This is a genomic window from Streptomyces sp. NPDC001292, from assembly GCF_042896465.1.
GTDB lineage: Bacteria > Actinomycetota > Actinomycetes > Streptomycetales > Streptomycetaceae > Streptomyces.
Window position 1 is genome coordinate 38,462 of sequence record NZ_JBIAXG010000033.1, and the last position, 24,986, is coordinate 63,447.

At 70.6% G+C, this 24,986-nt stretch carries 24 protein-coding genes; 18 read left to right on the top strand and 6 right to left on the bottom strand.

From position 1 onward, the window contains the following. The first annotated feature begins 458 nt into the window (after positions 1-458). The 12 genes from glyA to ACFY4A_RS29310 all read left to right on the top strand — a co-directional run bounded on the left by glyA (position 459) and on the right by ACFY4A_RS29310 (position 11,898). The gene (gene glyA / locus ACFY4A_RS29255) at positions 459-1,697 is read left to right on the top strand and encodes a serine hydroxymethyltransferase (protein WP_390832397.1); all 1,239 of its coding nucleotides are present in this window, start codon (positions 459-461) and stop codon (positions 1,695-1,697) included. 139 nt (positions 1,698-1,836) lie between these two features. Beyond that, entirely contained in the window at positions 1,837-3,228 is a 1,392-nt protein-coding gene (locus ACFY4A_RS29260) for an MraY family glycosyltransferase (RefSeq protein ID WP_390832339.1), read from the top strand. 299 nt (positions 3,229-3,527) lie between these two features. Beyond that, positions 3,528-3,974, top strand: a complete 447-nt coding sequence (locus tag ACFY4A_RS29265) for a hypothetical protein (RefSeq protein WP_390832340.1) — start codon at positions 3,528-3,530, stop codon at positions 3,972-3,974. Between the two features lie 225 nt (positions 3,975-4,199). Beyond that, a complete protein-coding gene (gene atpB / locus ACFY4A_RS29270) occupies positions 4,200-5,021 on the top strand; it encodes a F0F1 ATP synthase subunit A (RefSeq protein ID WP_390832341.1) in 822 nt (273 codons plus the stop codon). 74 nt (positions 5,022-5,095) lie between these two features. Next, complete coding sequence (atpE, locus tag ACFY4A_RS29275) at positions 5,096-5,326, top strand: ATP synthase F0 subunit C (protein WP_028804225.1); 231 nt, start codon at positions 5,096-5,098, stop codon at positions 5,324-5,326. 41 nt (positions 5,327-5,367) lie between these two features. Beyond that, positions 5,368-5,913: a F0F1 ATP synthase subunit B gene (locus ACFY4A_RS29280; RefSeq protein ID WP_390832342.1), complete on the top strand. Its 546-nt coding sequence runs from the start codon at positions 5,368-5,370 to the stop codon at positions 5,911-5,913. A gap of 2 nt (positions 5,914-5,915) precedes the next feature. Further along, complete coding sequence (locus ACFY4A_RS29285) at positions 5,916-6,731, top strand: F0F1 ATP synthase subunit delta (protein WP_390832398.1); 816 nt, start codon at positions 5,916-5,918, stop codon at positions 6,729-6,731. Between the two features lie 138 nt (positions 6,732-6,869). After that, complete coding sequence (gene atpA, locus ACFY4A_RS29290; protein WP_390832343.1) at positions 6,870-8,462, top strand: F0F1 ATP synthase subunit alpha; 1,593 nt, start codon at positions 6,870-6,872, stop codon at positions 8,460-8,462. 21 nt (positions 8,463-8,483) lie between these two features. After that, positions 8,484-9,401, top strand: a complete 918-nt coding sequence (locus tag ACFY4A_RS29295; protein ID WP_390832344.1) for a F0F1 ATP synthase subunit gamma — start codon at positions 8,484-8,486, stop codon at positions 9,399-9,401. Further along, positions 9,401-10,837, top strand: coding sequence for a F0F1 ATP synthase subunit beta (gene atpD, locus ACFY4A_RS29300; RefSeq protein WP_390832345.1), 1,437 nt, complete (start codon positions 9,401-9,403; stop codon positions 10,835-10,837). The genes ACFY4A_RS29295 and atpD overlap by 1 nt, the downstream gene beginning before the upstream one ends. 110 nt (positions 10,838-10,947) lie before the next feature. Continuing rightward, positions 10,948-11,322, top strand: coding sequence for a F0F1 ATP synthase subunit epsilon (locus tag ACFY4A_RS29305; RefSeq protein WP_376548624.1), 375 nt, complete (start codon positions 10,948-10,950; stop codon positions 11,320-11,322). Between the two features lie 129 nt (positions 11,323-11,451). Further along, on the top strand, positions 11,452-11,898 hold the full coding sequence (locus ACFY4A_RS29310; protein WP_390832346.1) for a DUF2550 domain-containing protein: 447 nt from the start codon (positions 11,452-11,454) through the stop codon (positions 11,896-11,898). 80 nt (positions 11,899-11,978) lie between these two features. Here ACFY4A_RS29310 and ACFY4A_RS29315 read toward each other — a convergent pair whose 3' ends face one another. The 3 genes from ACFY4A_RS29315 to ACFY4A_RS29325 all read right to left on the bottom strand — a co-directional run bounded on the left by ACFY4A_RS29315 (position 11,979) and on the right by ACFY4A_RS29325 (position 15,785). Next, entirely contained in the window at positions 11,979-13,805 is a 1,827-nt protein-coding gene (locus ACFY4A_RS29315) for a glycosyl hydrolase family 18 protein (protein WP_390832347.1), read from the bottom strand. Between the two features lie 166 nt (positions 13,806-13,971). Further along, positions 13,972-14,613, bottom strand: coding sequence for a response regulator (locus ACFY4A_RS29320; RefSeq protein WP_390832348.1), 642 nt, complete (start codon positions 14,611-14,613; stop codon positions 13,972-13,974). Beyond that, positions 14,610-15,785, bottom strand: coding sequence for a sensor histidine kinase (locus ACFY4A_RS29325; RefSeq protein WP_390832349.1), 1,176 nt, complete (start codon positions 15,783-15,785; stop codon positions 14,610-14,612). The genes ACFY4A_RS29320 and ACFY4A_RS29325 overlap by 4 nt, the downstream gene beginning before the upstream one ends. Positions 15,786-15,937: 152 nt before the next feature. Here ACFY4A_RS29325 and ACFY4A_RS29330 point away from each other — a divergent pair, with 152 nt between their 5' ends. Then, complete coding sequence (locus tag ACFY4A_RS29330; RefSeq protein WP_390832350.1) at positions 15,938-16,516, top strand: hypothetical protein; 579 nt, start codon at positions 15,938-15,940, stop codon at positions 16,514-16,516. A gap of 27 nt (positions 16,517-16,543) precedes the next feature. On the opposite strand, the gene ACFY4A_RS29335 is transcribed toward ACFY4A_RS29330, so the two are convergent. Then, entirely contained in the window at positions 16,544-17,116 is a 573-nt protein-coding gene (locus ACFY4A_RS29335; RefSeq protein ID WP_390832351.1) for a cob(I)yrinic acid a,c-diamide adenosyltransferase, read from the bottom strand. Between the two features lie 267 nt (positions 17,117-17,383). On the opposite strand from ACFY4A_RS29335, the gene ACFY4A_RS29340 reads away from it, so the two are divergent. The 3 genes from ACFY4A_RS29340 (at position 17,384) to ACFY4A_RS29350 (ending at position 21,865) form a co-directional block, all read left to right on the top strand. Next, positions 17,384-18,232, top strand: coding sequence for a 3-hydroxyacyl-CoA dehydrogenase family protein (locus ACFY4A_RS29340; RefSeq protein ID WP_390832352.1), 849 nt, complete (start codon positions 17,384-17,386; stop codon positions 18,230-18,232). 145 nt (positions 18,233-18,377) lie between these two features. After that, positions 18,378-18,701, top strand: a complete 324-nt coding sequence (locus ACFY4A_RS29345; protein WP_141358314.1) for an STAS domain-containing protein — start codon at positions 18,378-18,380, stop codon at positions 18,699-18,701. A gap of 533 nt (positions 18,702-19,234) precedes the next feature. Then, positions 19,235-21,865 (top strand): ATP-binding protein, encoded by a 2,631-nt coding sequence (locus ACFY4A_RS29350; RefSeq protein WP_390832353.1) that lies wholly within the window; start codon positions 19,235-19,237, stop codon positions 21,863-21,865. A 77-nt stretch (positions 21,866-21,942) separates the two neighbouring features. Here ACFY4A_RS29350 and nucS read toward each other — a convergent pair whose 3' ends face one another. Further along, a complete protein-coding gene (gene nucS / locus ACFY4A_RS29355) occupies positions 21,943-22,614 on the bottom strand; it encodes an endonuclease NucS (RefSeq protein ID WP_390832354.1) in 672 nt (223 codons plus the stop codon). Between the two features lie 300 nt (positions 22,615-22,914). On the opposite strand from nucS, the gene ACFY4A_RS29360 reads away from it, so the two are divergent. Next, complete coding sequence (locus ACFY4A_RS29360; RefSeq protein WP_351350219.1) at positions 22,915-23,307, top strand: SCO5389 family protein; 393 nt, start codon at positions 22,915-22,917, stop codon at positions 23,305-23,307. Positions 23,308-23,391: 84 nt separating this feature from the next. Here the strand turns inward: ACFY4A_RS29360 and ACFY4A_RS29365 are convergent, their stop codons facing one another. Then, positions 23,392-24,420 carry an LLM class flavin-dependent oxidoreductase gene (locus ACFY4A_RS29365; RefSeq protein ID WP_390832355.1) on the bottom strand — a complete coding sequence of 343 codons (1,029 nt, stop codon included), beginning with the start codon at positions 24,418-24,420 and terminating at the stop codon, positions 23,392-23,394. Positions 24,421-24,641: 221 nt separating this feature from the next. Between ACFY4A_RS29365 and ACFY4A_RS29370 the strand changes: the two genes are divergently transcribed. Next, on the top strand, positions 24,642-24,983 hold the full coding sequence (locus ACFY4A_RS29370; RefSeq protein ID WP_390832356.1) for an ATP/GTP-binding protein: 342 nt from the start codon (positions 24,642-24,644) through the stop codon (positions 24,981-24,983). The last annotated feature ends 3 nt before the right edge of the window (positions 24,984-24,986 follow it).

Here is a 24,986-nt window from a genome sequence, read left to right on the forward strand (position 1 = left end):
ATGTTCCGGTCCGTGGGCGCCTCGGAGCTCGTCGGGGTCTGCGCGGCCCGCCTGTCGGGGGCGCGTGGACGTCCGGAGGGGGCGGCCGGGGGATGTTCCGGTCCGTGGGCGCCTCGGAGCTCGTCGGGGTCTGCGCGGCCCGCCTGTCGGGGGCGCGTGGACGTCCGGAGGGGGCGGCCGGGGGATGTACCGGTCCGTGGGCGCCCTGGCGCGTCGCGGTCTGCGCGGCCCGCTCGCCGGGGCCGCGGGGACGTGTCCAGAGGGGTGGCCGGGGGGCGTACTGGGGTCCCGTCGCCGCCCGCCGCTCTTCCTGGCCTCGGGGCACGCCCGTCGGGGCTGCGTGGGGGGTGAGCAGCGGGGCCCGTGAGGGGTAGCCGTGACGGCGTAAGGGGGCGCGCGGGGTGGGGTGGGTGGGCCTACATTGGACGTACGCCAACGTCGACCGTCCGGAGCGCGACATGTCGGTCATCCCCGTTCTCGAGGCCGATCTTCTGCGCCGGCAGGACCCGGAACTGGCCGACGTCCTGCTCGGGGAGCTCGACCGGCAGTCGACGACGCTCCAGTTGATCGCGGCGGAGAACTTCACCTCGCCGGCGGTGCTCGCCACGCTCGGCTCGGCACTGGCGAACAAGTACGCCGAGGGCTATCCGGGCGCCCGGCACCACGGCGGCTGCGAGATCGTCGACGTCGCGGAACGCCTTGCCGTGGCGCGGGCGAAGGCCCTGTTCGGCGCCGAACACGCCAATGTGCAGGCCCACTCGGGCTCGTCCGCGGTGCTCGCCGCCTACGCGGCGCTGTTGCGGCCCGGCGACACCGTGCTCGCCCTCGGCCTGCCATACGGCGGGCACCTCACGCACGGCTCGCCCGCGAACTTCTCCGGCCGCTGGTTCGACTTCGTCGGCTACGGCGTCGACGCCGAGACCGGACTCATCGACCACCAGCAGGTGCGCACACTCGCCCACACCCACCGGCCCAAGGCGATCGTGTGCGGCTCCATCGCCTACCCGCGCCACATCGACTACGCCTTCTTCCGCACGGTCGCCGACGAGGTCGGCGCCCATCTGATCGCGGACGCGGCCCACCCCATCGGGCTCGTCGCCGGCAAGGCGGCGCCCAGCCCCGTGCCGTACGCCGACGTGGTGTGCGCCACCACCCACAAGGTGCTGCGCGGGCCGCGCGGCGGAATGCTCCTGTGCGGCGGCGAGCTGGCCGAGCGCGTCGACCGCGCCGTCTTCCCCTTCACCCAGGGCGGCGCCCAGATGCACACCATCGCCGCGAAGGCCGTGGCGTTCGGCGAGGCCGCGACCCCGGCCTTCGCCGCCTACGCCCACCAGGTCGTCGCGAACGCGCGGGTGCTCGCTGCCCGGCTGGCCGCGGAGGGCCTTGCCGTCACCACCGGCGGCACGGACACCCACCTGATCACCGCCGACCCGGCGCCGCTCGGCATCGAGGGGCGCACCGCGCGCGGACGGCTGGCCGCCGCCGGTATCGTCCTCGACTGCTGCGCGCTGCCGCACGCCGACGCCCGCGGGCTGCGCCTGGGCACCGCCGCGGTGACCACCCAGGGCATGGGCCAGCAGGAGATGGAGTGGATAGCCGTCCTGTTCGGCAAGGTGCTGCGCGGCGAGGTCGACGGGGCGAGCGCGCGTGAGGACGTGCGCGAACTCACCGGCCGGTTTCCGCCGTATCCCGGCTGAGACGGGGTAGCAGAACGGTCGTACAAAACCGTACACAGCCACACGTGCAACCATCGTCGCTACCCGGAAGTCCACATACATATGCCTGCGTCGCTAGGGTGTGGGGCTGAGAAGGCCAGCGAGACCTGTGGGGAAGCCCGTGCGTGAATACCTGCTGACGCTCTGCATCACGGCCGCGGTGACGTATCTGCTGACAGGGCCGGTGCGCAAGTTCGCGATCGTCGCGGGGGCGATGCCGGAGATCCGGGCACGTGACGTGCACCGGGAGCCCACCCCCCGGCTCGGCGGGATCGCGATGTTCTTCGGCCTGTGCGCGGGCCTGCTGGTCGCCGATCACCTCACCAACCTCAACGAGGTCTTCGAGAAGTCGAACGAGCCGCGCGCGCTGCTCTCCGGCGCCGCCCTGATCTGGCTGATCGGCGTCCTGGACGACAAGTTCGAGATCGACGCCCTGATCAAGCTGGGCGGCCAGATGATCGCGGCCGGTGTCATGGTGATGCAGGGTCTGACGATCCTGTGGCTGCCCGTGCCCGGCGTCGGCACGGTCGCGCTCACCCAGTGGCAGGGCACCCTGCTCACGGTGGCGCTGGTCGTCATCACCATCAACGCGGTCAACTTCGTCGACGGCCTCGACGGTCTGGCCTCCGGCATGGTGTGCATCGCGGCTGCCGCGTTCTTCATGTACGCCTACCGGATCTGGTACTCGTACGGCATCGAGGCCGCCGCCCCCGCGACCCTCTTCGCGGCCGTCCTCATGGGCATGTGCCTGGGCTTCCTGCCGCACAACATGCATCCCGCGCGGATCTTCATGGGCGACTCGGGGTCCATGCTCATCGGCCTGGTGCTGGCGGCCGGCGCGATCTCGGTGACCGGGCAGGTCGACCCGGACGTGATGAAGCTGTTCTCCGGCTCAGAGCGCAACGCCGTGCACCAGATGGTGCCGGTCTACATCCCGCTGCTGATGCCGCTGACGATCATCGCCATCCCGGCCGCCGACCTGGTCCTGGCCATCGTGCGGCGCACCTGGCACGGCAAGTCGCCGTTCGCCGCCGACCGCGGCCATCTGCACCACCGCCTGCTGGAGATCGGCCACTCGCACAGCCGGGCCGTGCTGATCATGTACTTCTGGGCGGCACTGATCGGCTTCGGCGCGCTCGCCTACTCGGTCAAGTCCGCCTCCATGTGGATCGTGCTGGGCATCGTGGTCCTCAGCTTCATCGGCCTTGTGCTGCTCCTGCTGCCGCGTTTCACCCCGCGTGCCCCGCGCTGGGCCGAGCAGTTCGTGCCGCCGCGCTACCGCCGCCGTCGCGGGACCAGGGCCTGGGACGCCTCCACGCCCGCGTCCACTGCGTCCGCGCCGAAGGAGGAGACCGTCGGGGCTTCCGCGACCGCGGAGAGCCCTGTGCCGGGGGAGACGCCCGTGGCCGCGGCCGTGCCGGTCCGTGCCGGTGCGGCCGGTGTCAACGGAGCGACCGCCGTCGGAGCCCGTTCGCGCGTTCTGGACGGGCGGAAAGCGGGAACGTCGCGCTGACGGCCAAGGTAAGAATCTGACTAAGACGTTGCCAACCCGTGGCGTGACAAATCTCCCCAATATCGGGCGAATAGGCCTGGATTTTGCACGGAAGTGCAGCTGTACTCTCACGTGTGAGGGTCAGCACACCTTGGAGGTAAAGACCTCATCAAATAGTTTGTGATACCGTTCACGAGTATCCCGGAGAGCCGAAGGGCCACAGTGAGAAGGTCCTGGTGGGCCGAGGTTTCTCCCCTCGGCACCGGGACTACGCTCGTCCATGACGACGCCCTGCCCCCTGTGAATGCGGAGTTGCCGCGATGCCGTCGAATGACGCCCGGATCCTGGCCGAGGCCGCTGTGCCCACAGCCGCCGTCGGTGCGGTCGCCGCCGTCGTCAGTGGCGTGGTCGCCGGTGGCAAAGGGGCGATCGGCGCGGTCGTCGCGACCTTGGTCGTGATCCTGTTCATGGGGCTCGGCCTCTACGTCCTGCAGCGCACGGCCAAGTCGCTTCCGCATCTCTTCCAGGCGATGGGCCTGATGCTCTACGCGGCCCAGATCCTGCTGCTGTTCGTCTTCCTGGCCGCGTTCAAGCACACCACGCTGTTCAACCCCAAGTCCTTCGCCTTCACCCTGCTCGCCGCCACACTGACTTGGACCGCGGCGCAGACGCGGGCCCACATGAAGTCCAAGATCCTCTACGTCGAGCCCGACTCGGCCCCGTCCACGGCCGCCGAGAAGTCCGAAAAGACGGAGCGCTCGTCGTGAGCGGTAGGGCCGGGATAAAGACGCATGAGAGATCCTGCTATCGTCCGGTGCCAACTGCGGCATCGCGGGCGCGGGCATCACAGCTGACGCCTGTTCGATCGCGAGGCGAGATGCCCCACTGCCGCCCCCACATCCGTAACACCAGTCCCGTGCCGAACCGCGGCCGCACGCCGCGCCGACACAACGAGGTTGCCGTACCTATGCGCCACGCTGAAGGAGCCCGCGGTGAGTGCTGACCCGACGCAGGTGCTCGCCTTCGAGACCGACTGCCACATCTTCGCCGGCTGTGGCTTCCCCGCTCCGGGCCTGCACTCGTTCCTGTTCGAGCCCCTCTGGGGCAACGCGGACAGCAACCTGTACTTCAACAAGCCGATGTTGCTGGCGCTGCTCGGCTCCGTCATCGTCATCGGCTTCTTCTGGGCCGCCTTCCGCAAGCCGAAGGTCGTGCCGGGCAAGCTCCAGATGGTCGCCGAGGCGGGCTACGACTTCATCCGGCGCGGGGTCGTCTACGAGACGATCGGCAAGAAGGAAGGCGAGAAGTACGTCCCGCTCGTCGTCTCCCTGTTCTTCTTCATCTGGATGATGAACCTCTGGTCGATCATCCCGGTCGCCCAGTTCCCGGTGACCTCGATCATCGCGTACCCGATGGTGCTCGCCGTGATCGTCTACGTCCTGTGGGTCTCGCTGACCTTCAAGCGTCACGGCTTCGTGGGCTTCTTCAAGAACGTGACGGGCTACGACAAGTCGCTGGGCCCGGTGCTGCCGCTGGCCATGACGATCGAGTTCTTCTCGAACCTGCTGGTGCGGCCCTTCACCCACGCGGTGCGACTGTTCGCGAACATGTTCGCGGGCCACACGCTGCTGCTGCTCTTCACCATCGCCAGCTGGTACCTGCTCAACGGCGTCGGCATCGCCTACGCGGGCGTCAGCTTCATCATGACGATCGTGATGACGGCCTTCGAGCTCTTCATCCAGGCACTGCAGGCGTACGTCTTCGTCCTCCTTACGTGCACGTACATCCAGGGCGCGCTCGCAGAGCACCACTGAGCGCCCCGCGGAGCAACCCCCTGATCGTCCGGTGGCCAACCCCCACCGGTCCGTAAAGAAAAGGAAGAACTGGCATGTCCCAGACCCTTGCCGCTGTTTCCGGCTCGCTCGGCTCCATCGGTTACGGCCTCGCTGCCATCGGCCCCGGCGTCGGCGTCGGCATCATCTTCGGCAACGGCACCCAGGCCCTGGCCCGCCAGCCCGAGGCCGCCGGCCTGATCCGCGCCAACCAGATCCTCGGCTTCGCCTTCTGTGAGGCGCTGGCCCTGATCGGTCTGGTCATGCCGTTCGTCTACGGCACCTGATTCGCCGATCAGCGAAAGCTCCCTAGACGAAAGGCAATGACATGAGCCAGCTGCTCATTCTGGCGACCGAGGGCAAGGAGAACCCCCTCGTTCCGCCGATTCCCGAGCTCGTCATCGGCCTGCTCGCCTTCGTCATCGTCTTCGGTTTCCTCGCCAAGAAGCTCCTCCCGAACATCAACAAGGTTCTGGAGGAGCGCCGCGAGGCCATCGAGGGCGGTATCGAGAAGGCCGAGGCCGCGCAGACCGAGGCCCAGAGCGTCCTTGAGCAGTACAAGGCTCAGCTCGCCGAGGCCCGGCACGAGGCCGCGCGCCTGCGCCAGGAGGCGCAGGAGCAGGGCGCCACGCTCATCGCGGAGATGCGGGCCGAGGGCCAGCGTCAGCGCGAGGAGATCATCGCCGCCGGCCACGCCCAGATCGAGGCCGACCGCAAGTCCGCCGCGTCCGCGCTCCGGCAGGACGTCGGCACGCTGGCCACCGAGCTGGCCGGCAAGCTCGTCGGCGAGTCCCTCGAGGACCACGCCCGGCAGAGCCGTGTGATCGACCGCTTCCTCGACGAACTCGAGGAGAAGGCCGAGGCGACTCGATGACCATGCACGGAGCCAGCCGTGAGGCACTGACCGCCGCACGTGAGCGTCTGGACGCGCTGACCGACTCCACCTCCGTGGACGCCGGCCGGCTCGCCGACGAGCTGGCGGCCGTCACCGCGCTGCTCCACCGCGAGGTCGGCCTGCGTCGGGTCCTGACCGACCCGGCGCAGTCCGGTGAGGCCAAGGCCACGCTGGTGCAGCGCCTGCTCGGCGGGCAGGTCGGCGGCACGGCCGTCGACCTGGTGTCCGGCATGGTGCGTTCCCGCTGGTCGCAGCCCCGCGACCTGGTCGACACGCTGGAGGAGCTGGCGGACGTCGCCGACCTCACCGCGGCGCAGCGGGGTGGCACGCTCGACAGCGTCGAGGACGAACTGTTCCGCTTCGGCCGGATCGTCTCCTCGAACACCGGGCTGCGCGCGGCCCTGACCGACCGCGCCGCGACCGCCTCGGCCAAGAAGGAGCTGCTGCGCCGGCTGCTCGGCGGCCGCGCGGCCGCGACCACCGAGCGTCTGGTGACGCGCCTTGTGACCGCGCCGCGGGGACGTAGCCTGGAAGCGGGACTGGAGTCCCTGACCAAGCTCGCCGCCGACCGTCGCAACCGCATGGTCGCCGTCGTCACCTCGGCGGTCCCGCTGAGCGACACGCAGAGGCAGCGCCTCGGCGCGGCCCTCGCGAAGCTCTACGGCCGTCAGATGCACCTCAACCTCGACGTGGACCCCGACGTCCTCGGCGGGATGCGGGTGCAGGTCGGCGACGAGGTCATCAACGGCTCCCTCGCGGACCGGCTCGAGGACGCCGCCCGCCGCATGGCGAGCTAGCAGCAACTCAACACGCAAGACGTACACGACGGCCCTGGTTGGGCCGTGCAGAGGATTCACCTCTTATTGGGGGGAGTCCGGGACTCGCAATACCCCCAAGTGAAACTTCGGGCCCAACAAGGAGAGCAGGGAACCCAGATGGCGGAGCTCACGATCCGGCCGGAGGAGATCCGGGACGCGCTGGAGAACTTCGTCCAGTCGTACAAGCCGGACGCGGCCTCGCGCGAGGAGGTCGGTACGGTCACCCTTGCCGGCGACGGCATCGCGAAGGTCGAGGGCCTTCCCTCGGCCATGGCCAACGAACTGCTGAAGTTCGAGGACGGCACCCTCGGCCTCGCCCTCAACCTCGAGGAGCGCGAGATCGGTGCCATCGTCCTCGGTGAGTTCAGCGGCATCGAGGAGGGCCAGCCGGTGCAGCGCACCGGTGAGGTCCTGTCCGTCGCCGTGGGCGAGGGCTACCTCGGCCGCGTGGTGGACCCGCTCGGCAACCCGATCGACGGCCTCGGCGAGATCGAGACCGAGGGCCGCCGCGCCCTCGAACTGCAGGCCCCCACGGTCATGCAGCGCAAGTCGGTGCACGAGCCGATGGAGACCGGCTACAAGGCCGTCGACGCCATGACCCCGATCGGCCGCGGTCAGCGTCAGCTGATCATCGGCGACCGCCAGACCGGCAAGACCGCCCTGGCCGTCGACACGATCATCAACCAGCGCGACAACTGGCGCACCGGCGACCCGAACAAGCAGGTCCGCTGCATCTACGTCGCCATCGGCCAGAAGGGCTCCACCATCGCGTCGGTCCGGCGCTCGCTGGAGGAGAACGGCGCGCTGGAGTACACGACCATCGTGGCCGCCCCGGCGTCCGACCCGGCCGGCTTCAAGTACCTGGCGCCGTACACCGGTTCCGCCATCGGTCAGCACTGGATGTACCAGGGCAAGCACGTCCTGATCATCTTCGACGACCTGTCGAAGCAGGCCGACGCCTACCGTGCCGTGTCGCTGCTGCTGCGCCGTCCGCCGGGCCGTGAGGCCTACCCGGGCGACGTCTTCTACCTGCACTCCCGGCTGCTGGAGCGCTGCGCGAAGCTGTCCGACGACATGGGCAAGGGCTCGATGACCGGTCTGCCGATCGTCGAGACCAAGGCCAACGACGTCTCGGCGTTCATCCCGACCAACGTCATCTCCATCACCGACGGCCAGTGCTTCCTGGAGTCGGACCTGTTCAACGCCGGTCAGCGCCCCGCGCTGAACGTCGGTATCTCCGTCTCCCGAGTCGGTGGTTCCGCGCAGCACAAGGCGATGAAGCAGGTCTCCGGCCGTCTGCGCGTGGACCTGGCCCAGTTCCGTGAGCTGGAGGCGTTCGCCGCCTTCGGTTCCGACCTGGACGCCGCCTCGAAGTCCCAGCTGGAGCGCGGTCAGCGCATGGTCGAGCTGCTGAAGCAGGACCAGTACCAGCCGATGGCTACCGAGGACCAGGTCGTCTCCGTGTGGGCCGGCACCACCGGCAAGATGGACGACGTGCCGGTCGCCGACATCCGCCGCTTCGAGAAGGAGCTCCTGGAGTACCTGCACCGCAAGGAGCAGGGCCTCATGACCTCCATCAAGGAGGGCGGCAAGATGTCCGACGACACGCTCCAGGCCGTGGCCGAGGCGATCGCCGAGTTCAAGAAGCAGTTCGAGACGGGCGACGGCAAGCTGCTCGGCGAGGACACCCCGGCCGCTGCCGCCAAGTGACGTAAGGAAGGGACCTGACTCATGGGAGCCCAGCTCCGGGTCTACAAGCGTCGCATCCGATCCGTCACCGCGACCAAGAAGATCACCAAGGCGATGGAGATGATCGCCGCCTCGCGCGTCGTCAAGGCGATGCGCAAGGTGTCGGCCTCCACGCCGTACGCGCAGGAACTGACCCGCGCGGTCACGGCGGTCGGAACCGGGTCCAACACCAAGCACCCGCTGACCACGGAGGCGGAGAACCCGACCCGCGCCGCGATGCTGCTCCTGACGAGCGACCGCGGTCTGGCCGGCGCCTTCAACTCCAACGCCATCAAGGCGGCGGAGCAGCTGACCGAGCGCCTCGAGCGCGAGGGCAAGCAGGTCGACGCCTACATCGTCGGCCGGCGCGGCGTGGCCCACTACAACTTCCGTGAGCGCAAGATCACGGAGTCGTGGACCGGCTTCACCGACGAGCCCTCGTACGCGGACGCCAAGACGGTGGCGGCCCCGCTGATCGAGGCCATCCAGAAGGACACCGCGAACGGCGGCGTGGACGAACTCCACATCGTCTACACGGAGTTCGTCTCGATGATGACGCAGACGGCGACCGACGCCCGGCTGCTGCCGCTGCGCCTCGACGAGGTCTCGGCAGAGGCCGCGCCGAAGGGCGAGATCCTTCCGCTGTACGACTTCGAGCCCTCGGCGGAGGACGTCCTCGACGCGCTGCTGCCGCGCTATGTGGAGAGCCGTATCTACAACGCGCTGCTCCAGTCGGCCGCTTCGAAGCACGCCGCCACCCGGCGCGCGATGAAGTCGGCCACCGACAACGCGGGCGAGCTGATCGACACGCTCTCCCGGCTTGCCAACGCGGCCCGCCAGGCCGAAATCACCCAGGAAATCAGCGAGATCGTCGGTGGCGCGAGCGCCCTGGCCGACGCGACCGCGGGGAGTGACAAGTAATGACCACCACTGTTGAGACGGCCACGGCGGCGGGCCGCGTCGCGCGGGTCATCGGCCCGGTCGTCGACGTGGAGTTCCCCGTCGACGCGATGCCGGACATCAATAACGCCCTTCACGTCAAGGTCGCCGACCCGGCGAACGAGGGCGAGCAGAAGACGCTGACCCTGGAGGTCGCCCAGCACCTGGGTGACGGCCTGGTCCGCACGATCTCCATGCAGCCCACCGACGGCCTGGTCCGCCAGTCCCCGGTGACGGACACCGGCTCGGCGATCTCGGTCCCGGTCGGCGACTTCACCAAGGGCAAGGTGTTCAACACCCTCGGTGAGGTGCTGAACGTCGACGCCGAGTACGACGGCGAGCGCTGGCCGATCCACCGCAAGGCGCCGAACTTCGACGAGCTCGAGTCGAAGACCGAGATGTTCGAGACCGGCGTCAAGGTCATCGACCTGCTGACCCCGTACGTCAAGGGCGGCAAGATCGGTCTGTTCGGCGGCGCCGGCGTCGGCAAGACGGTGCTCATCCAGGAGATGATCTACCGTGTCGCCAACAACCACGACGGTGTCTCCGTGTTCGCCGGTGTCGGCGAGCGCACCCGTGAGGGCAACGACCTCATCGACGAGATGAGCGAGTCGGGCGTCATCGACAAGACCGCGCTGGTCTTCGGTCAGATGGACGAGCCCCCGGGCACCCGTCTGCGCGTCGCGCTGGCCGGCCTGACCATGGCCGAGTACTTCCGTGACGTCCAGAAGCAGGACGTGCTGTTCTTCATCGACAACATCTTCCGCTTCACCCAGGCCGGTTCCGAGGTCTCCACGCTGCTCGGCCGTATGCCGTCCGCGGTGGGTTACCAGCCGAACCTGGCCGACGAGATGGGTCTGCTCCAGGAGCGCATCACCTCGACCCGTGGTCACTCGATCACCTCGATGCAGGCGATCTACGTCCCCGCGGACGACCTGACCGACCCGGCTCCGGCCACCACCTTCGCCCACCTCGACGCGACGACGGTCCTCTCCCGTCCGATCTCGGAGAAGGGCATCTACCCGGCCGTGGACCCGCTGGACTCCACGTCCCGGATCCTGGACCCGCGCTACATCGCGCAGGACCACTACAACGCGGCCATGCGCGTGAAGAACATCCTGCAGAAGTACAAGGACCTCCAGGACATCATCGCGATCCTCGGTATCGACGAGCTCGGCGAGGAGGACAAGCTCGTCGTCCACCGTGCCCGTCGCGTGGAGCGCTTCCTGTCCCAGAACACCCACGTCGCCAAGCAGTTCACCGGTGTGGACGGCTCGGACGTGCCGCTGGACGAGTCGATCGCGGCGTTCAACGCGATCTGCGACGGCGAGTACGACCACTTCCCCGAGCAGGCGTTCTTCATGTGCGGTGGTATCGAGGACCTGAAGAAGAACGCGAAGGAGCTGGGCGTCTCCTGAGCATCCAGCTCACCTGAGGGGGCGGGTGCGTCCCGCCCCCTCTCCCACGCCCCTTAGAATTGACCCCAACACCCGGCAGTCCCGCCGGGTGGTGACCCGAGGAGCCACTCTTGGCTGCTGAGCTGCACGTCGAGCTGGTCGCCGCCGACCGCCAGGTCTGGTCCGGCGAGGCCACCCTGGTCGTCGCGCGCACCACGTCCGGCGACATCGGCGTCATGCCCGGTCACCAGCCGCTGCTCGGTGTGCTGGAGTCGGGCCCGGTGACCATCCGTACGAGTGAAGGTGCGACGGTCGTAGCCGCGGTGCACGGCGGTTTCATCTCGTTCGCGGACAACAAGCTGTCGCTGCTGGCGGAGATCGCCGAACTCTCGGACGAGATCGACGTCCAGCGCACCGAGCGGGAGCTCGAACGCGCGAAGGCGGAGGGCGACGCTCATGCCGAGCGCCGCGCGGAGGTCCGACTGCGCGCGGCGACAGCGAGCTGAACCAGCCAGCCGTGTGATGACGTCACTCAGCCGCGGCCGGTACCGGAGCAATCCGGTACCGGCCGCGGCTGAGGTGAATGTGGGTGTTTTTTCCGTTCCGTTACCTAGGAGACGAGGAGGTCGGTGTCGATGGTCCTCGCTCTGACTGTGTGCGGGCTGGCGGTCTTGCTCGTGGTGGTGGGACTGTTCGTCTTCGGTCTGCGCCGCAGGCTCATCCAGCGCTCCGGCGGCACCTTCGACTGCAGCCTGCGCTGGGACGTGCCGGAGAAGACCGACACCAGCGGCAAGGGCTGGAGCTACGGCGTCGCCCGCTACAACGGCGACCGCGTCGAGTGGTTCCGTGTCTTCTCCTACGCCCCCCGCCCCCGCCGCACCCTGGAGCGTGCGTCCATCGAGGTGGCCGGCCGCCGCCTGCCCGAGGGCGAGGAGGAACTCGCCCTGCTCTCCGACGCGGTCGTCCTCACCTGCCTGCACCGCGGTACCCGCCTGGAACTCGCGATGAGCGAGGACGCGTTGACCGGCTTCCTCGCCTGGCTGGAGGCGGCGCCGCCCGGACAACGAGTGAATGTGGCGTAGCGACGGCCGTGGCACAGCAACGGAAGAGCTCCCCCGGACGTGGTCCGGGGGAGCTCTTCCGGTCTCGGGCCGGTGGGCCCTTACGACAGACCGCTGTTGATGGCGTTCACCAGTTCGCCGTTGCTGGTGTCACCGCTGAACTCCCAGAAGAAGGCGCCGCCGAGGCCCTGCGTCTTCGCCCAGGACATCTTCGTGCCGATGGTGGCCGGGGTGTCGTAGGACCACCAGTTGCTGCCGCACTTCGCGTAGGCCGTGCCCGCGATGGTGCCGGTGGCCGGGCAGGACGTCTTGAGCACCTTGTAGTCCTCGATGCCCTGCTCGTACGTACCCGACGCCGGGCCCGTGGCCGTGCCGCCGGGGGCGTCCTGGGTGACCCCGGTCCAGCCGCGGCCGTAGAGGCCGATGCCGATGAGCAGCTTGCTCGCCGGTACGCCCTTGGCCTTGTACTTGGCGATCGCGTCGGCCGTGGTGAAGCCGGCCTGCGGGATGCCGTTGTAGGAGGTGAGCGGGGAGTGCGGGGCGGTGGGGCCCTTCGCGTCCCAGGCGCCGAAGAAGTCGTACGTCATCACGTTGTACCAGTCGAGGTACTGCGCCGCCCCGCCGTAGTCGGCGGCGTCGACCTTGCCGCCGGAGGAGCCGTCGGCGGAGACGGCCGCCGTGACCAGGGCGTTGTTGCCGAACTTCGCCCGCAGCGCGGCCGCCAGGTTCTTGAAGGCCGCCGGCCCGCTGGTGTCACAGGTCAGGCCGCAGGCGTTCGGGTACTCCCAGTCGATGTCGATGCCGTCGAACACATCGGCCCAGCGGGAGTCCTTCACCAGGTCGTAGCAGGACTGGGCGAAGGCCGTCGGGTTCTTGGCCGCGTCCGCGAAGCCGCCGGACCAGGTCCAGCCGCCGAAGGACCACAGCACCTTGATGTTCGGGTACTTGGCCTTCAGCTGGCGCAGCTGGTTGAAGTTGCCGCGCAGCGGCTGGTCCCAGGTGTCGGCGACGCCGCTGACCGACTGGTCGGCGGTGAACGCCTTGTCGTAGTCGGCGTAGGAGTCGCCGATCGCGCACTTGCCGCCGGTGACGTTGCCGAAGGCGTAGTTGATGTGCGTGATCTTCGATGCGGAGCCGGACGTCACGATGTTCTTGACGTTGTAGTTACGGCCGTAGATGCCCCACTCGGTGAAGTAGCCGAGCCGGACCTTGTTGCCGGGCGGGGGAGTTCCGCCGCCTCCGCCGGTGGTGCGCACGGCGACCGAGCCGCTGACCGGGCCGGTCTGGTCGGCGGTGTCGCGGGCCTGGACGCTGTAGGAGTAGTCGGTGCCGGCGGTCAGTCCGGTGTCCGTGTACGAGGTCGTCGTCACGGTCGCGACCGTCCTGCCGTCGCGCAGTACGTCGTAGTTCTTGACGCCCTTGTCGTCGGTGGCCGCGCTCCAGGTGAGCTTCACCGAGGTGTCGGTGATGTTCGAGGCGGTCGGGGCGCCCGGCGCGGAGGGCGGGTTGTCGCCGGGTACCGTGCTGCCGCCGTCACAACTGCCCCCGTTGAGCTTGCAGTTGCTCGGGGATCCGGAGCCGGCGCCGTTGAAGCCGAAGGAGACGGAGGCGCCCGGGGCGAGGGTGCCGTTGTAGGACTTGTTCTTGGCGGTCCAGTGGGTGCCGGAGCTGGTCACGTCCGCGTCCCAGGCGGAGGTGACGGACGTACCGGAGGGGAAGTCCCACTCGATCGTCCACGCACTGATCGTCGTGGTCCCGGAGTTGGTCACCGTCCACTTGCCCTCGAAGCCGGAGCCCCAGTCCTGGGTCTTGGCGTAGGTGGCGGTGGCCGACGTTGCGGCCTGGGCGGAGCCCGCGAGGCCGACGAGCCCGGCCAGCGGGAGCAGCAGGGTCGCGAACCCGGCCGCGGCTCTGTGTCTGAAGCGCATACCGCGCCTCCTCTTGTGATGTCGCCTGCGGGGCGCTACGGCCACCCCTTCGGCGGTGGGGGTTGTGTTCGGGAGCGTGACTGAGCCATCACGCCCACCGATGCCGCGAGAATAGAAAGGTCTGGACCATGGGTCAATAGGTCTGGACCAGCTGCTTCGCCCGCCCTCAGATCCCCAACTCCTGGGCCAGCACCGCCGCTTGGACCCGGCTGCGCAGCTCCAGCTTGCCCAGCAGGCGGCTGACGTGGGTCTTCACGGTGCCTTCCGCGAGGTCCAGGCGGAGTGCGATCTCGGCGTTGGACAGCCCCTCGCCCAGACACGACAGCACCTCGCGCTCCCGCGGGGTGAGGGTACCCAGCGCGGTCGGCGCCGCCTTCGCCTCCCGTACCGGACCGGCGGCGAACTCGGCGATCAGGCGCCGTGTGACGGCGGGCGCGACGATCCCCTCCCCGCGCGCCACCGTGCGCACCGCCTCCACCAGCTCCCGCGCCTCGGCGTTCTTGAGCAGGAACCCGGCCGCGCCCGCGCGCAGCGCCCCGAAGACGTACTCGTCCAGGTCGAAGGTGGTCAGCACGAGGACGTCCGCCAGTTGCTCCGCGACCACCTGCCGGGTCGCCGAGACCCCGTCCAGCCGCGGCATCTGAACGTCCATCAGCACCACGTCGGGCCGCAGCTCGCGGGCCAGCGCCACCGCCTGCTCGCCGTCGGCCGCCTCGCCGGCCACTTCGATGCCGGGCGCGCTGCGCAGGATCAGGACCAGCCCGGCGCGGACGGCGGACTGGTCCTCGGCGACCAGAACACGGATCATGCGGGATCTCCTTCGCCTTCACCCAGGGGCAGGGTGGCACGGACGGTCCAGACGGCGCCCCCGGGACCGGCCGCGAACGCGCCACCGAGCAGCGCGGCCCGCTCCCGCATCCCGACCAGACCGGCACCGGAGCCCGGGGCGCGCGGCCCGCCCTGGTGCCCGTAGGGACTGGTCACCCGTACCTCGAGCGCGCCGTCGTGCCGGGCCAGCGTGACGGTGACACGGCCCGGAGCCGCGTGCTTGAGTGCGTTGGTCAGCGACTCCTGCACGATCCGGTACGCCGCCAGCTCCACCGGCGTCGGAACCTCGCCGTGGCGGGCGTCGAGCGTGACCTCGAGACCGTTGCCGCGGGCCGCCTCGGCCAGCGCCTCAAGACCGTCCAGGGTGGGTGCGGCGGCAGGGGCGTGCTCGTCCCCGCTGTCGCGCAGGATGCCGATCAGCCGCCGCATCTCCGCCAGCCCCTCGACGCTGTTCTCCCGGATCACGGTGAGCGCCTGCCGCGAGGTCTCCGGGTCGTCCAGGGACAGCGCGGCCGTGGAGTGGATGGCGATGGCGGACATGTGGTTGGCGATCATGTCGTGCAACTCCCTCGCCATCCGGGCCCGTTCCGCGACGACCGCCTGCGCGCGGTCCATGTCCGCCAGCAGCGCGGTCTGTTCGGCCCGCAGCCGCTCGGCGACGGCGGTGTCACGGTGGTTGCGCACCACCCAGCCGGTCGCCGCCGGCACCAGGCTGACCAGCGCGACGCCCACGCCCAGCAGCAGTGCCTGCGGTGTGCGCCAGACCACGAGCGGCACGACCGTGCCGACCACCGTGAGCAGACCGGTGATCCAGGGAATGAGGCGGGCCGAGGCGGGCGGGCCGTACAGCACCGCCGCGTAGACCAGATCGGTGAACATCACCAGGGTGGCCAGGCTGCCCCGCGTCGGGAGGTCCGCGACGACCGCCGCCGTGCCGACGAGCAGGGCGGGCCCCGGCCGGGTGCGGCGCAGCAGCTCGCAGCCCGCCATCACCAGCAGCGGGACGGCGACCGCCCAGGCCTGGTCCAGGACGGAGGACGGGTCGTGGCGGGTGCGGGTGTGCAGCCCGACGCCGAGCAGTACCAGTCCGCCGAGCAGCCCGCCCACGGCGATGTACACGTCGTGGCGGTGCGGGCGGAGTCCTCGGGCCATGTGTCCATCCAACACGGGGGAGCCGTCCGGCGCCTGATGCCCCGGGAGGGTCCGCGCGTACATCGAAGGATGCACACGCGGTTCGTCACCGCCGACGACGCACCGGACGCGGGCAGCCACGAGCCTGGAGGTGGGAACCGAGAGGAGCAATCGTGATCGTCGCGCTGATCATCGCCTGCGAGGTGGGCTTCTGGGTACTGCTGGCGCTGGGCCTGACCGCTCGCTACCTCCTGCGGTGGCGCCGTACCGGCATGGCCCTGCTGCTGTGCGAGCCGCTGCTGGAACTGGTCCTGTTCGTGGTCACCGCCGTCGATCTGAAGAACGGCGCGGAGCCCGGCTGGGAGCACGGCCTGGCCGCCCTGTACATCGGCTTCACCGTCGGCTACGGCCACTACACCGTCCGCCGGCTCGACGCCCGCGCGGCCCACCGCCTGGCCGGCGGCCCGCGCCCCGAGAAGCCGCCCCGTCACGGCCTGGCCCGGGCCCGCTACGAGGGCGGCCTCTGGCTGCGTACCCTCGTCGCGTCGTGCGTCGCCCTCGGCCTGCTCCAGGCGGCGATCCTGTTCGTCGGCGACCCGTCCGCCACCGAGCCGCTCAGGTCCTGGCAGGGCACGACACTGCGCATCGCCGGGATCCACGGGCTGATCACGCTGTCGTACCTGCTCTTCCCCAAGAAGGCTCCGGCCGGGTCGGCCCGCACGGACCAGGAGCGCACACCGGCCGGACGGTGAGCGGGCGCCCCGGGCGGGAAGCCGTGCTCAGCGTTCGCCGCCCGGTACCCACAGCACGTCCCCGGAGGCCTTGTTGGCCGTGCGCGCCAGGATGAACAGCAGGTCCGACAGCCGGTTGAGGTAGGTCGCGGTGAGCGGGTTCATCGTCTCGCCGTGCACCTCCAGGGCTGCCCAGGTCGAGCGCTCGGCCCGGCGGACCACCGTGCACGCCTGGTGGAGCAGGGCCGCGCCCGGCGTCCCGCCGGGGAGGATGAAGGAGCGGAGCTTGTCGAGCCCGGCGTTGAAGCGGTCGCAGTCCGCCTCCAGCCGGTCGACGTAGAACTGCTCGACCCGCAGCGGCGGGAACTCCGGGTTCTCCACCACCGGCGTGGACAGGTCCGCACCCACGTCGAACAGGTCGTTCTGCACCCGGGTGAGGACCTTGACGACGTCCTCGCCGAGCCCGCCCAGCGCGATCGCCGTGCCGATCACCGCGTTCGCCTCGTTGGCGTCGGCGTACGCCGAGATCCGCAGGTCGGTCTTGGCGACCCTGCTCATGTCACCGAGGGCGGTGGTGCCCTTGTCCCCGGTCCGGGTGTAGATGCGCGTCAGGTTGACCATGGGGCCAATCTAGACGTTCCCGCGACGGTCGCGGGGCGGCGTTTTCGTGGTGGCGCCAACCCGGGCCCAGCCGGGAGGATTTCGTGGCCGAGTCCGCCGCACCGGACGTGACGGGCGTCTCACGCCCTGAGACAGTGACACGCATTACTTACGGGTCTCAAGGACCCGCGTGAGCGCTAATGTCCGCACAGGAGCCGTGCGTAAGCAGCGGGTAAGCGCCAAGCGCTCGCGCAGTCGTCGTGCAGTCGTTTCGAAGGGGAGTCGTCAGTGTCACGGAAGCTCGCCGTCATCGGGGCCGGTCTCATGGGGTCCGGCATCGCCCAGGTCTCCGCGCAGGCGGGCTGGGACGTCGTCCTGCGGGACGTCACTGACGAGGCACTGAGGCGTGGCACGGACGGCATCAAGGCCTCGTACGACAAGTTCGTCGCCAAGGGCAGGATGGAGGCGCACGCCGCCGACGCCGCCCTTGCCCGCATCACCGCGACCACCGACCTGGACGCGGCCGCCGACGCGGACGTCGTGGTCGAGGCCGTCTTCGAGAAGCTCGAGGTCAAGCACGAGATCTTCCGCACCCTCGACAAGCTCGCCCGCGAGGACACCGTGCTCGCCTCCAACACCTCCGCCATCCCGATCACCAAGATCGCGGCCGTGACGGAGCGCCCGGAGCGGGTCGTCGGAGTGCACTTCTTCTCGCCGGTGCCGATGATGCAGCTCGTCGAACTGGTCCGCGGCTACAAGACCAGCGACGAAACCCTCGCCCGGGCACGGGAGTTCGCCGAGTCCGTGGGCAAGACCTGCATCGTGGTCAACCGGGACGTGGCCGGCTTCGTGACCACCCGGCTCATCTCGGCGCTCGTCGTCGAGGCGACCAAGCTCTACGAGTCGGGCGTCGCCACCGCCGAGGACATCGACCTCGCCTGCAAGCTCGGCTTCGGCCACGCCATGGGCCCGCTCGCGACCGCGGACCTGACCGGCGTCGACATCCTGCTGCACGCCGCAGACAACATCTACACCGAGACCCAGGACGAGAAGTTCGCGCCGCCGGAGCTGATGCGCCGGATGGTTGACGCCGGTGACATCGGGCGCAAGAGCGGGCAGGGCTTCTACAAGCACTGAGACCGCACAGGGGCCACTGGGGTCACCCTCCGGGGTGAATTCGGTATCGGTTCGCTTACAAGCAGCAACCAGACCGCCGCGGAAGCAGTCAGAGGTTGCACAGCCGCCGTCACGGAGTACGCCACAGCATTCACGGGGAGCGCATATGCATATCAGGGGCGACCACGCCGAGCTGGTCGTCGGGGGCCGCCTCGACGTCCGCAGCGCGGCGGACGCCCGTACGGTCCTGCACTCGGCCGTCGACGACGGCGTCGGCGACCTGGTGCTCAACCTGTCCGAGCTCGATTCCTGGGACGCCACCGGACTCGGCGTGATCATGGGTGTCCACCGGCGGGCCGGCCGCTGTGGCCGGCGGCTGGTGCTGCGTGACGTGCCGCCGCAGATGCAGCGCCTGCTGGTGGCCACCCGGCTGCACCGCATCCTCGCCATCGAGGGCGGCATCGGCGTCGAGTCCCTGCCCCGCGTCTAGGTGTGCTGTCCGGCGGATCACGCCGCAGACGCGGGGTCCGGCACGCACTCCCCCAAGCTCTTCGAGCAGGGGGGACCCCCAGCGGCGTTGTCGTCGGTCGCCGACTCCCCCAGGCTCTTGACGAGCAGGGGCCCCATCGCGTCGACTCCCTCCTCCACCTTGCGGCCGCACGCACCGGACCCCGCTCACCTGGGCTGACAACGACCCCCGCTTTCCTGCGCCTTGATCCGCCGGACAGGCCCCAGACCGGTCCACTTCAGCCCGGCCCGAACAGGTGTGAACCGGGCGACGGGGGAGACCCGGGCGCACGTCGGCGAACCGTACGTGGCGCGCAATCCTCATGAGACCGTGACGTCTCGGGCCGGGCGGTACCCCGGGCTGTCGTGGATACTGGCCGAAGGTTTAGGGTTCGGTCGCCCGCAGCTCAGCAACCCTCGAGCGGGCCCGGACCAGAAGCGACAGCGCGGTGTGCGGCAAGGCCGGGAGGGGCCGGCCGTGGCCGGCACACGACGCTTTTGGGGGGCTTGGAACCTATGGACCCGAACACCCGGGAACCCGAGGACATCGGCCATGGCGACGGCAACGTGCCGGGCCGGCGCCCACCCAGGGATTCCCTCGCATCCGACTTCGTCCAGCACGCACCCGCACCGGCCCGCACGGTGCAGCTCGTCTCGGGCGACTTCCTGCTCACCGTCAACCCCGTGGACGGCAGCGAGATCGAGGCCTGCCCGCCCGGGGAGCACCCCGAGCGGCCGCGCAAGTACACACCGGCCGAGCGTGCCGAGCACGACCGCGGGGCCGGGCCGCCCGTCCTGCCCGGCCCCGCCCCGTCCGCCCAGCCGCTCCTGGAGCGCCAGGACGAGCGCGAGCAGCTGGTACGGCTGCTCGCGCGCGGCCGCTCCGTACGCCTGACCGGCCCGGGCGGCTCCGGCCGCACCAGCCTGCTCGACCTCGTAGCCGACGACTGCTCGGACCTCGCCCCCGACGGCGTCGTCCGCCTCAGCGGCCACCGCCGCACCGCGAGCGACCTGCTGTACGACCTCTTCCACGCCGTGCACAGCGCGCCGCGGTACCGGCCCGGCCGGGACGAACTCCTCGCGTACGTCCGGGAGATCGGCGCGGTCGTCGTGGTGGACGACATCGAGTTCGGCGGTGGCGCGCTCGACGAGCTGATCGACGCCACCCCCGAATGCGCCTTCCTGATCAGCGCGGCCCCGGACGTGCCCGCGCCGTCCGCCGAGTCGGAGATCGAGGAGGTCCTCCTCAGCGGCCTGGACCGGGCCGGCGGAGTCGAACTCATCGAGCGCGCCGTCGGCCGTGTGCTCACCGAGGAGGAGGCCAACTGGGCCGGGGACCTCTGGTTCGAGTCCGAGGGCCTGCCGCTGCGCTTCGTGCAGGCCGGTGCCCTGCTGAGCCAGCACGACCACCTGCGGGCCGGCACCAGCGCCGTCGAGGAGTTCGGCGTCTTCGAGGACGCGCCGCCCGTGGACGCCGTCGTGGACGGGGACGACGGCGACGACGTACCCCTGCCCTCGCTCGGCGAGGCAGCCGCGCCCGCGCCGCTGCTCGCCTCCCGGTTGAGTGCCTCCGCGCGGGCCACGCTGCGGTTCGCCGTAGCGCTCGGCGGTGAGGTGCCCCACCAGTCGCACCTGCCCGCGCTGGTCGGCGACACCCACGCCGACGCCGCGCTCGGCGAGCTGGCGAGCTGCGGCCTGGTCTCCCCGGCCGGCTCCCGCTACCGGCTCGCCGCCGGTGTGCTGACCCAGCTGGAGACCGCCGGATACGGCGAGGACGCCGAGGTACAGGCCCTCACCGCGGCCCGCCACTACGCCTGGTGGGCCGGCCACCCCTCGGTCACCCCGGAGCGGGTGTGCGCCGAGGCGGACGCCGTGCTCGCCGCGCTGGCCGTGCTGGTGCCGGTCACCACGCCGTCCGCCGGGGGCGAGGAGAGCACGGCCGTACGGCTCGCCCGCACCGCCGCCCCCGCGTTCGCCGCGGGCCTCGACTGGAACGCCTGGGCACGCGCGCTGCGTTACGGCACCGAGGCCTCCCGGCTCGCCGGAGAGGTCGCCGAACAGGCCTACTTCCACCACGAGCTGGGCGTCATCGCGCTCTGCGGTGGTCAGCTGGACCGGGCCCGTGCCGAGCTGGAGGCCTCCATCGGGCTGCGCGGCGCGCTCGCCGACAAGCGCGGCACGGTCGCCGGGCGCCGCGCCCTCGCCCTGGTCGCCGACCGCTCCGGTACGGCGCCGGGCCTCGGCGCGACGGCGGGCGAGGAGGTGCCGGACGCCCGCACCGAGGAGTCGGCGTCCCCGCCGGGCGGGGTGGCCGCGCCCTTCCCGACGCTCCAGCAGCCCGGACCGGACGCCTCCACGCTGGTCACCCACCAGGCGTCGGTCCAGGGTTCGCCGTCCGCCCCGCACGCCCCGGCCAAGCACCGCGTCGGCCTCAAGGGCCTGGCGCGGCGCAACCTCGTTGCGGCCGGCGCGGGCGCGCTGCTCGCGGCCGTCCTCGGCACGGTGGTGACGCTCGGCGCCACCTCGCAGAACGGCGCCGACACCCCCTCCGACAACGTCAACCCGTCCGCCGGGCAGGGCGTGGACGACGGCAGCCTGGGCGCCGACCCGCCGGGAGGCGACACCGGCACGGCGACCAGCCGTCCGTCGGATCCGGGCCACGACGGCACCTCCGGCACGTCCGAGGACCCGACGCCGGGCGGCGCCGAGCCGTCGGAGGGCCTCAAGCCGTCGGGTGACGGCACGTCCCCGGCCTCCTCGTCCAAGCCCCCGAAGCCGTCGGGGCCTGCCGACTCTTCGGGCGGCGGCACCGGCGGGGAGACCGGTGGCTCGACCGGCGGGAGCTCCGGGGGCTCCACGGGCGGCGGCACGCCGGGCGGAAGCAGCGGAGGCTCTTCCAGCGGAGGCACCACAGACCCCACGAGCGGCGGCTCCGGCGATCCCACGGGTGGGAGCACGGGAGAGCCCAGCGGCGGCCCCTCGGAAGGGAGCACTACGGGCCCCACCGGCGGCACCGACGCCGGCTCGTCCGGGGAGCCGAGCGGTGGCACCTCGGCGCCGGCGTCCGGCCTCTCGGCCGGCCCGCCGGCCGACACCTCCGAGGGCGGCGCGGCTCCGGCGTCGTCCGACACGGCGACGGTCGCCTGACGCACGAAGAGCCGGGGGCCGGGTCCGTATGACACGGACCCGGCCCCCGGCGTCGTACGAATGCCCTGCGGCCGTCCTCAGAACAGCCGCAGCTTGTCGTCCTCGATGCCGCGCAGGGCTTCGTAGTCCAGCACCTGGCAGCCGATGCCGCGGTCGGTGGCGAGGACGCGGGCCTGCGGCTTGATCTCCTGGGCCGCGAAGACGCCGCGGACCGGGGCGAGGTGGGGATCGCGGTTCAGCAGTTCGAGATAGCGGGTGAGCTGTTCCACGCCGTCGATCTCACCGCGCCGTTTGATCTCGACCGCGACCGTCCGTCCCTCGGCGTCCCGGCACAGGATGTCGACCGGGCCGATGGCCGTCATGTACTCGCGGCGGATCAGCGTGTAGCCCTCGCCGAGCGTCTCGATGCGGTCGGCGAGCAGCTCCTGGAGGTGCGCTTCCACGCCGTCCTTGATCAGCCCCGGATCCACGCCGAGTTCGTGCGAGGAGTCGTGCAGGACCTCCTCCATCGTGATGATGAGCTTCTCACCCGCCTTGTTGACGACGGTCCAGACGCCCTCCTCGTCACCGGTGCCCTCCTTCAGCGTGCACGGCGGGGACATCCAGTTCAGCGGCTTGTAGGCGCGGTCGTCCGCGTGGATCGAGACGCTGCCGTCCGCCTTGACCAGGATCAGACGGGGCGCTGACGGCAGATGGGCGGTGAGCCGGCCGGCGTAGTCGACGGAGCACCGGGCAATGACGAGACGCATGGTCGGCAACGCTACTGGACGGACGGCGGTGCGCGCGATTCGCCCGGGGACCTCCCGCCCGGCGTCCACCGGGACTCCCCGTGGGTCGCCCCTTTTTTCCCTGGATCACCCGTGTTCACTTGTGGCCGATTGTGTGCCCAACTAGCCCGGTCTGTATATGCATTCGCCTGGTGGGCGTCCGTTCTTGTGCCTACCGTAGTGAACGGGAGGTCGCGACCCGTGTACTCACCGTATTGGGAGTCGCGAGCCCCCTGACCTGTCCGGCAACCCCTGTCGTTCGGGGGTGCGAGAGGAGAACCCATGTCGCTCGACGTCTCACCGGCCCTACTCGAACAGGCCGAGCGAGGCGAGGTCGACGAAGCAGCCTTCGTCGACTGCGTCCGGACCTCCCTGCCCTACGCGTGGGAGATGATCAGCTCCCTGGTGGCCCAGCTGAAGGTGGACGGCGGCCAGTTCGCCGACAACCAGACGCCCCCGCCGGACGAGCAGGCACGCGGTCAGCTGCTGCGTGCGCTGGCGAGTGACGCCATACGCGGCGCGCTTCAGCGGCACTTCGGTGTGCGGCTCGCCTTCCAGAACTGCCACCGGGTGGCGGTGTTCCCGCTGGACGCCTCGGTCGACGAGACGCTGGCCCGTTTCACCTCCGTGCGCAGCCAACTCCTCAACCAGTCCCCGGAACTGCGGGACTGCTGACGCCGTGAGTCGCCTGCTTGCCGCTCCGTCCGCGGGAGGTGCTTGGACCACCGGGGCGGCAAGCTTCACACGACGCGCTCCCGGTCACCGGAGGTGGGGCAGCACCTCGGTGCCGAGCCGTCGCAGGTTCTCCTCCGTCGCCGCCAGATCGCCCGAACCCTCCGTGAGCAGGGCGAAGCGGGAGATACCGGTCCGCTCGGAGGTCGCCGCGAGCCGGTCGGCGCACAGCCGCGGGGTGCCCACCGGGTGCAACCCGCAGAGCAGTTCGGTGTACTCCAGCGGATCGCGCATCCCGCGGACCCGGCCGTCCACGGTGACATGGGCGTCCAGGCCCTGTTTCAGCCAGCCCGGCATCGCCTTCAGCAGGGTCTCCACCGCGTCCGTGCGCCGGTCCGCGATCTGGCAGACGCCCGCCGAGACATGGGCGGCGCCGCGGATGTCCTCGCCCGGCCGGCCCGCCGCCCGCGCGCACCGCTGCCACAGGGCTACCATCTCGGCCTTCTCCTCGTCCCCGATGTGCATCCCCAGCAGCATCGGCAGCCCGCGCTCGGCGGCCAGCCGCACGCTCGCCGCGGAGGTGCAGGCGACGACGACCTCGGGGCCCGGGACCTGGGTCAGCGCCTCCGACGGGCGCGGTACGACGGGGACCTCGCGGAAGGCGAACCGTTCCCCCGAGGCCGACACAGACGGCTCGCGCAGCCAGCGCAGCAGCAGGTCCAGCGACTCCGGGAACCCCTTCTCGTACGCCTCCAGGCCCATGCCGAACACTTCCAGGTCCACCCACGGGCCGCCGCGCCCGACGCCGAGTGAGAACCGCCCGCCGCTCGTCACGTGCAGCAGCGCCGCCTGCTCGCCGAGCGCGACCGGGTGGACCGTGGGCAGTACGCTGACCGCCGTACCCACCCGCAGCCGGCGGGTGCGGCCGAGCAGCAGCGCGGCGAGGGTGATCGCCGACGGGCACGTCCCGTACGGGACGAAGTGGTGCTCGCCCAGCCAGACCGCGTCCAGCCCGGCCTCCTCGGCGACCTCCGCGGAGCGGACCGCCCGGTGCAGCGCCTCGCCTTGGCCCTGCCCGGGGAACTGGGCCGCCAGCACGAAACTTCCTACGCGCATTGCTCTTTCCTGCTTCCTCGGCCCCGACACGGAGCTCCCCCACCGGCATAACCGTGGGACACGTGCCGAGGACACGGCTTGGCGAAGAGATTTGCGGATTGTCTGCGGAATGGCGCGTCCGGGAGGGGACTTGTGGTGGTCGGTTCTCCCCACCCGCCGGTGGTGGCGCCGCGTAGGCTGGAGAAGGTCCCTGTCTCCCGCACAGCTTCGTGAGGTGTCCCGTGTCCCCCCGCCGCAACCGACCCAAGTCCGGGAGAGGCGCTGCCTCCTCCGGCCGGAGCGCCGAGGACGACGCCGCGGGCCGCTACGGCGGCTGGCAGTCCACCGAGAGCTGGCAGGGCGAGGACTTCAGCGTGCGCCATGTCGCGGGTGCCGGCGCCGAGGGCAAGACGTACCGCTGCCCCGGCTGCGACCAGATGATCCCCTCCGGCGTCCCGCACGTGGTTGCCTGGCCCCAGCACGCGGGGGTGGACGACCGCCGGCACTGGCACAAGGCGTGCTGGAACGCCAAGGACCGCCGCACCACCCGGGTGCAGCGGTCCCGTAACGCGCCGCGGTTCTAGCGG

Excerpts from the sequence above, each read along its gene's own strand:
- glyA (WP_390832397.1), top strand. The coding sequence starts at position 459 with ATGTCGGTCATCCCCGTTCTCGAGGCCGATCTTCTGCGCCGGCAGGAC.
- ACFY4A_RS29265 (WP_390832340.1), top strand. The coding sequence starts at position 3,528 with ATGCCGTCGAATGACGCCCGGATCCTGGCCGAGGCCGCTGTGCCCACA.
- atpE (WP_028804225.1), top strand. The coding sequence starts at position 5,096 with ATGTCCCAGACCCTTGCCGCTGTTTCCGGCTCGCTCGGCTCCATCGGT.
- ACFY4A_RS29280 (WP_390832342.1), top strand. The coding sequence starts at position 5,368 with ATGAGCCAGCTGCTCATTCTGGCGACCGAGGGCAAGGAGAACCCCCTC.
- ACFY4A_RS29285 (WP_390832398.1), top strand. The coding sequence starts at position 5,916 with ATGCACGGAGCCAGCCGTGAGGCACTGACCGCCGCACGTGAGCGTCTG.
- atpA (WP_390832343.1), top strand. The coding sequence starts at position 6,870 with ATGGCGGAGCTCACGATCCGGCCGGAGGAGATCCGGGACGCGCTGGAG.
- ACFY4A_RS29295 (WP_390832344.1), top strand. The coding sequence starts at position 8,484 with ATGGGAGCCCAGCTCCGGGTCTACAAGCGTCGCATCCGATCCGTCACC.
- atpD (WP_390832345.1), top strand. The coding sequence starts at position 9,401 with ATGACCACCACTGTTGAGACGGCCACGGCGGCGGGCCGCGTCGCGCGG.
- ACFY4A_RS29310 (WP_390832346.1), top strand. The coding sequence starts at position 11,452 with ATGGTCCTCGCTCTGACTGTGTGCGGGCTGGCGGTCTTGCTCGTGGTG.
- ACFY4A_RS29315 (WP_390832347.1), bottom strand. The coding sequence starts at position 13,805 with ATGCGCTTCAGACACAGAGCCGCGGCCGGGTTCGCGACCCTGCTGCTC.
- ACFY4A_RS29320 (WP_390832348.1), bottom strand. The coding sequence starts at position 14,613 with ATGATCCGTGTTCTGGTCGCCGAGGACCAGTCCGCCGTCCGCGCCGGG.
- ACFY4A_RS29325 (WP_390832349.1), bottom strand. The coding sequence starts at position 15,785 with ATGGCCCGAGGACTCCGCCCGCACCGCCACGACGTGTACATCGCCGTG.
- ACFY4A_RS29335 (WP_390832351.1), bottom strand. The coding sequence starts at position 17,116 with ATGGTCAACCTGACGCGCATCTACACCCGGACCGGGGACAAGGGCACC.
- ACFY4A_RS29345 (WP_141358314.1), top strand. The coding sequence starts at position 18,378 with ATGCATATCAGGGGCGACCACGCCGAGCTGGTCGTCGGGGGCCGCCTC.
- ACFY4A_RS29350 (WP_390832353.1), top strand. The coding sequence starts at position 19,235 with ATGGACCCGAACACCCGGGAACCCGAGGACATCGGCCATGGCGACGGC.
- nucS (WP_390832354.1), bottom strand. The coding sequence starts at position 22,614 with ATGCGTCTCGTCATTGCCCGGTGCTCCGTCGACTACGCCGGCCGGCTC.
- ACFY4A_RS29360 (WP_351350219.1), top strand. The coding sequence starts at position 22,915 with ATGTCGCTCGACGTCTCACCGGCCCTACTCGAACAGGCCGAGCGAGGC.
- ACFY4A_RS29365 (WP_390832355.1), bottom strand. The coding sequence starts at position 24,420 with ATGCGCGTAGGAAGTTTCGTGCTGGCGGCCCAGTTCCCCGGGCAGGGC.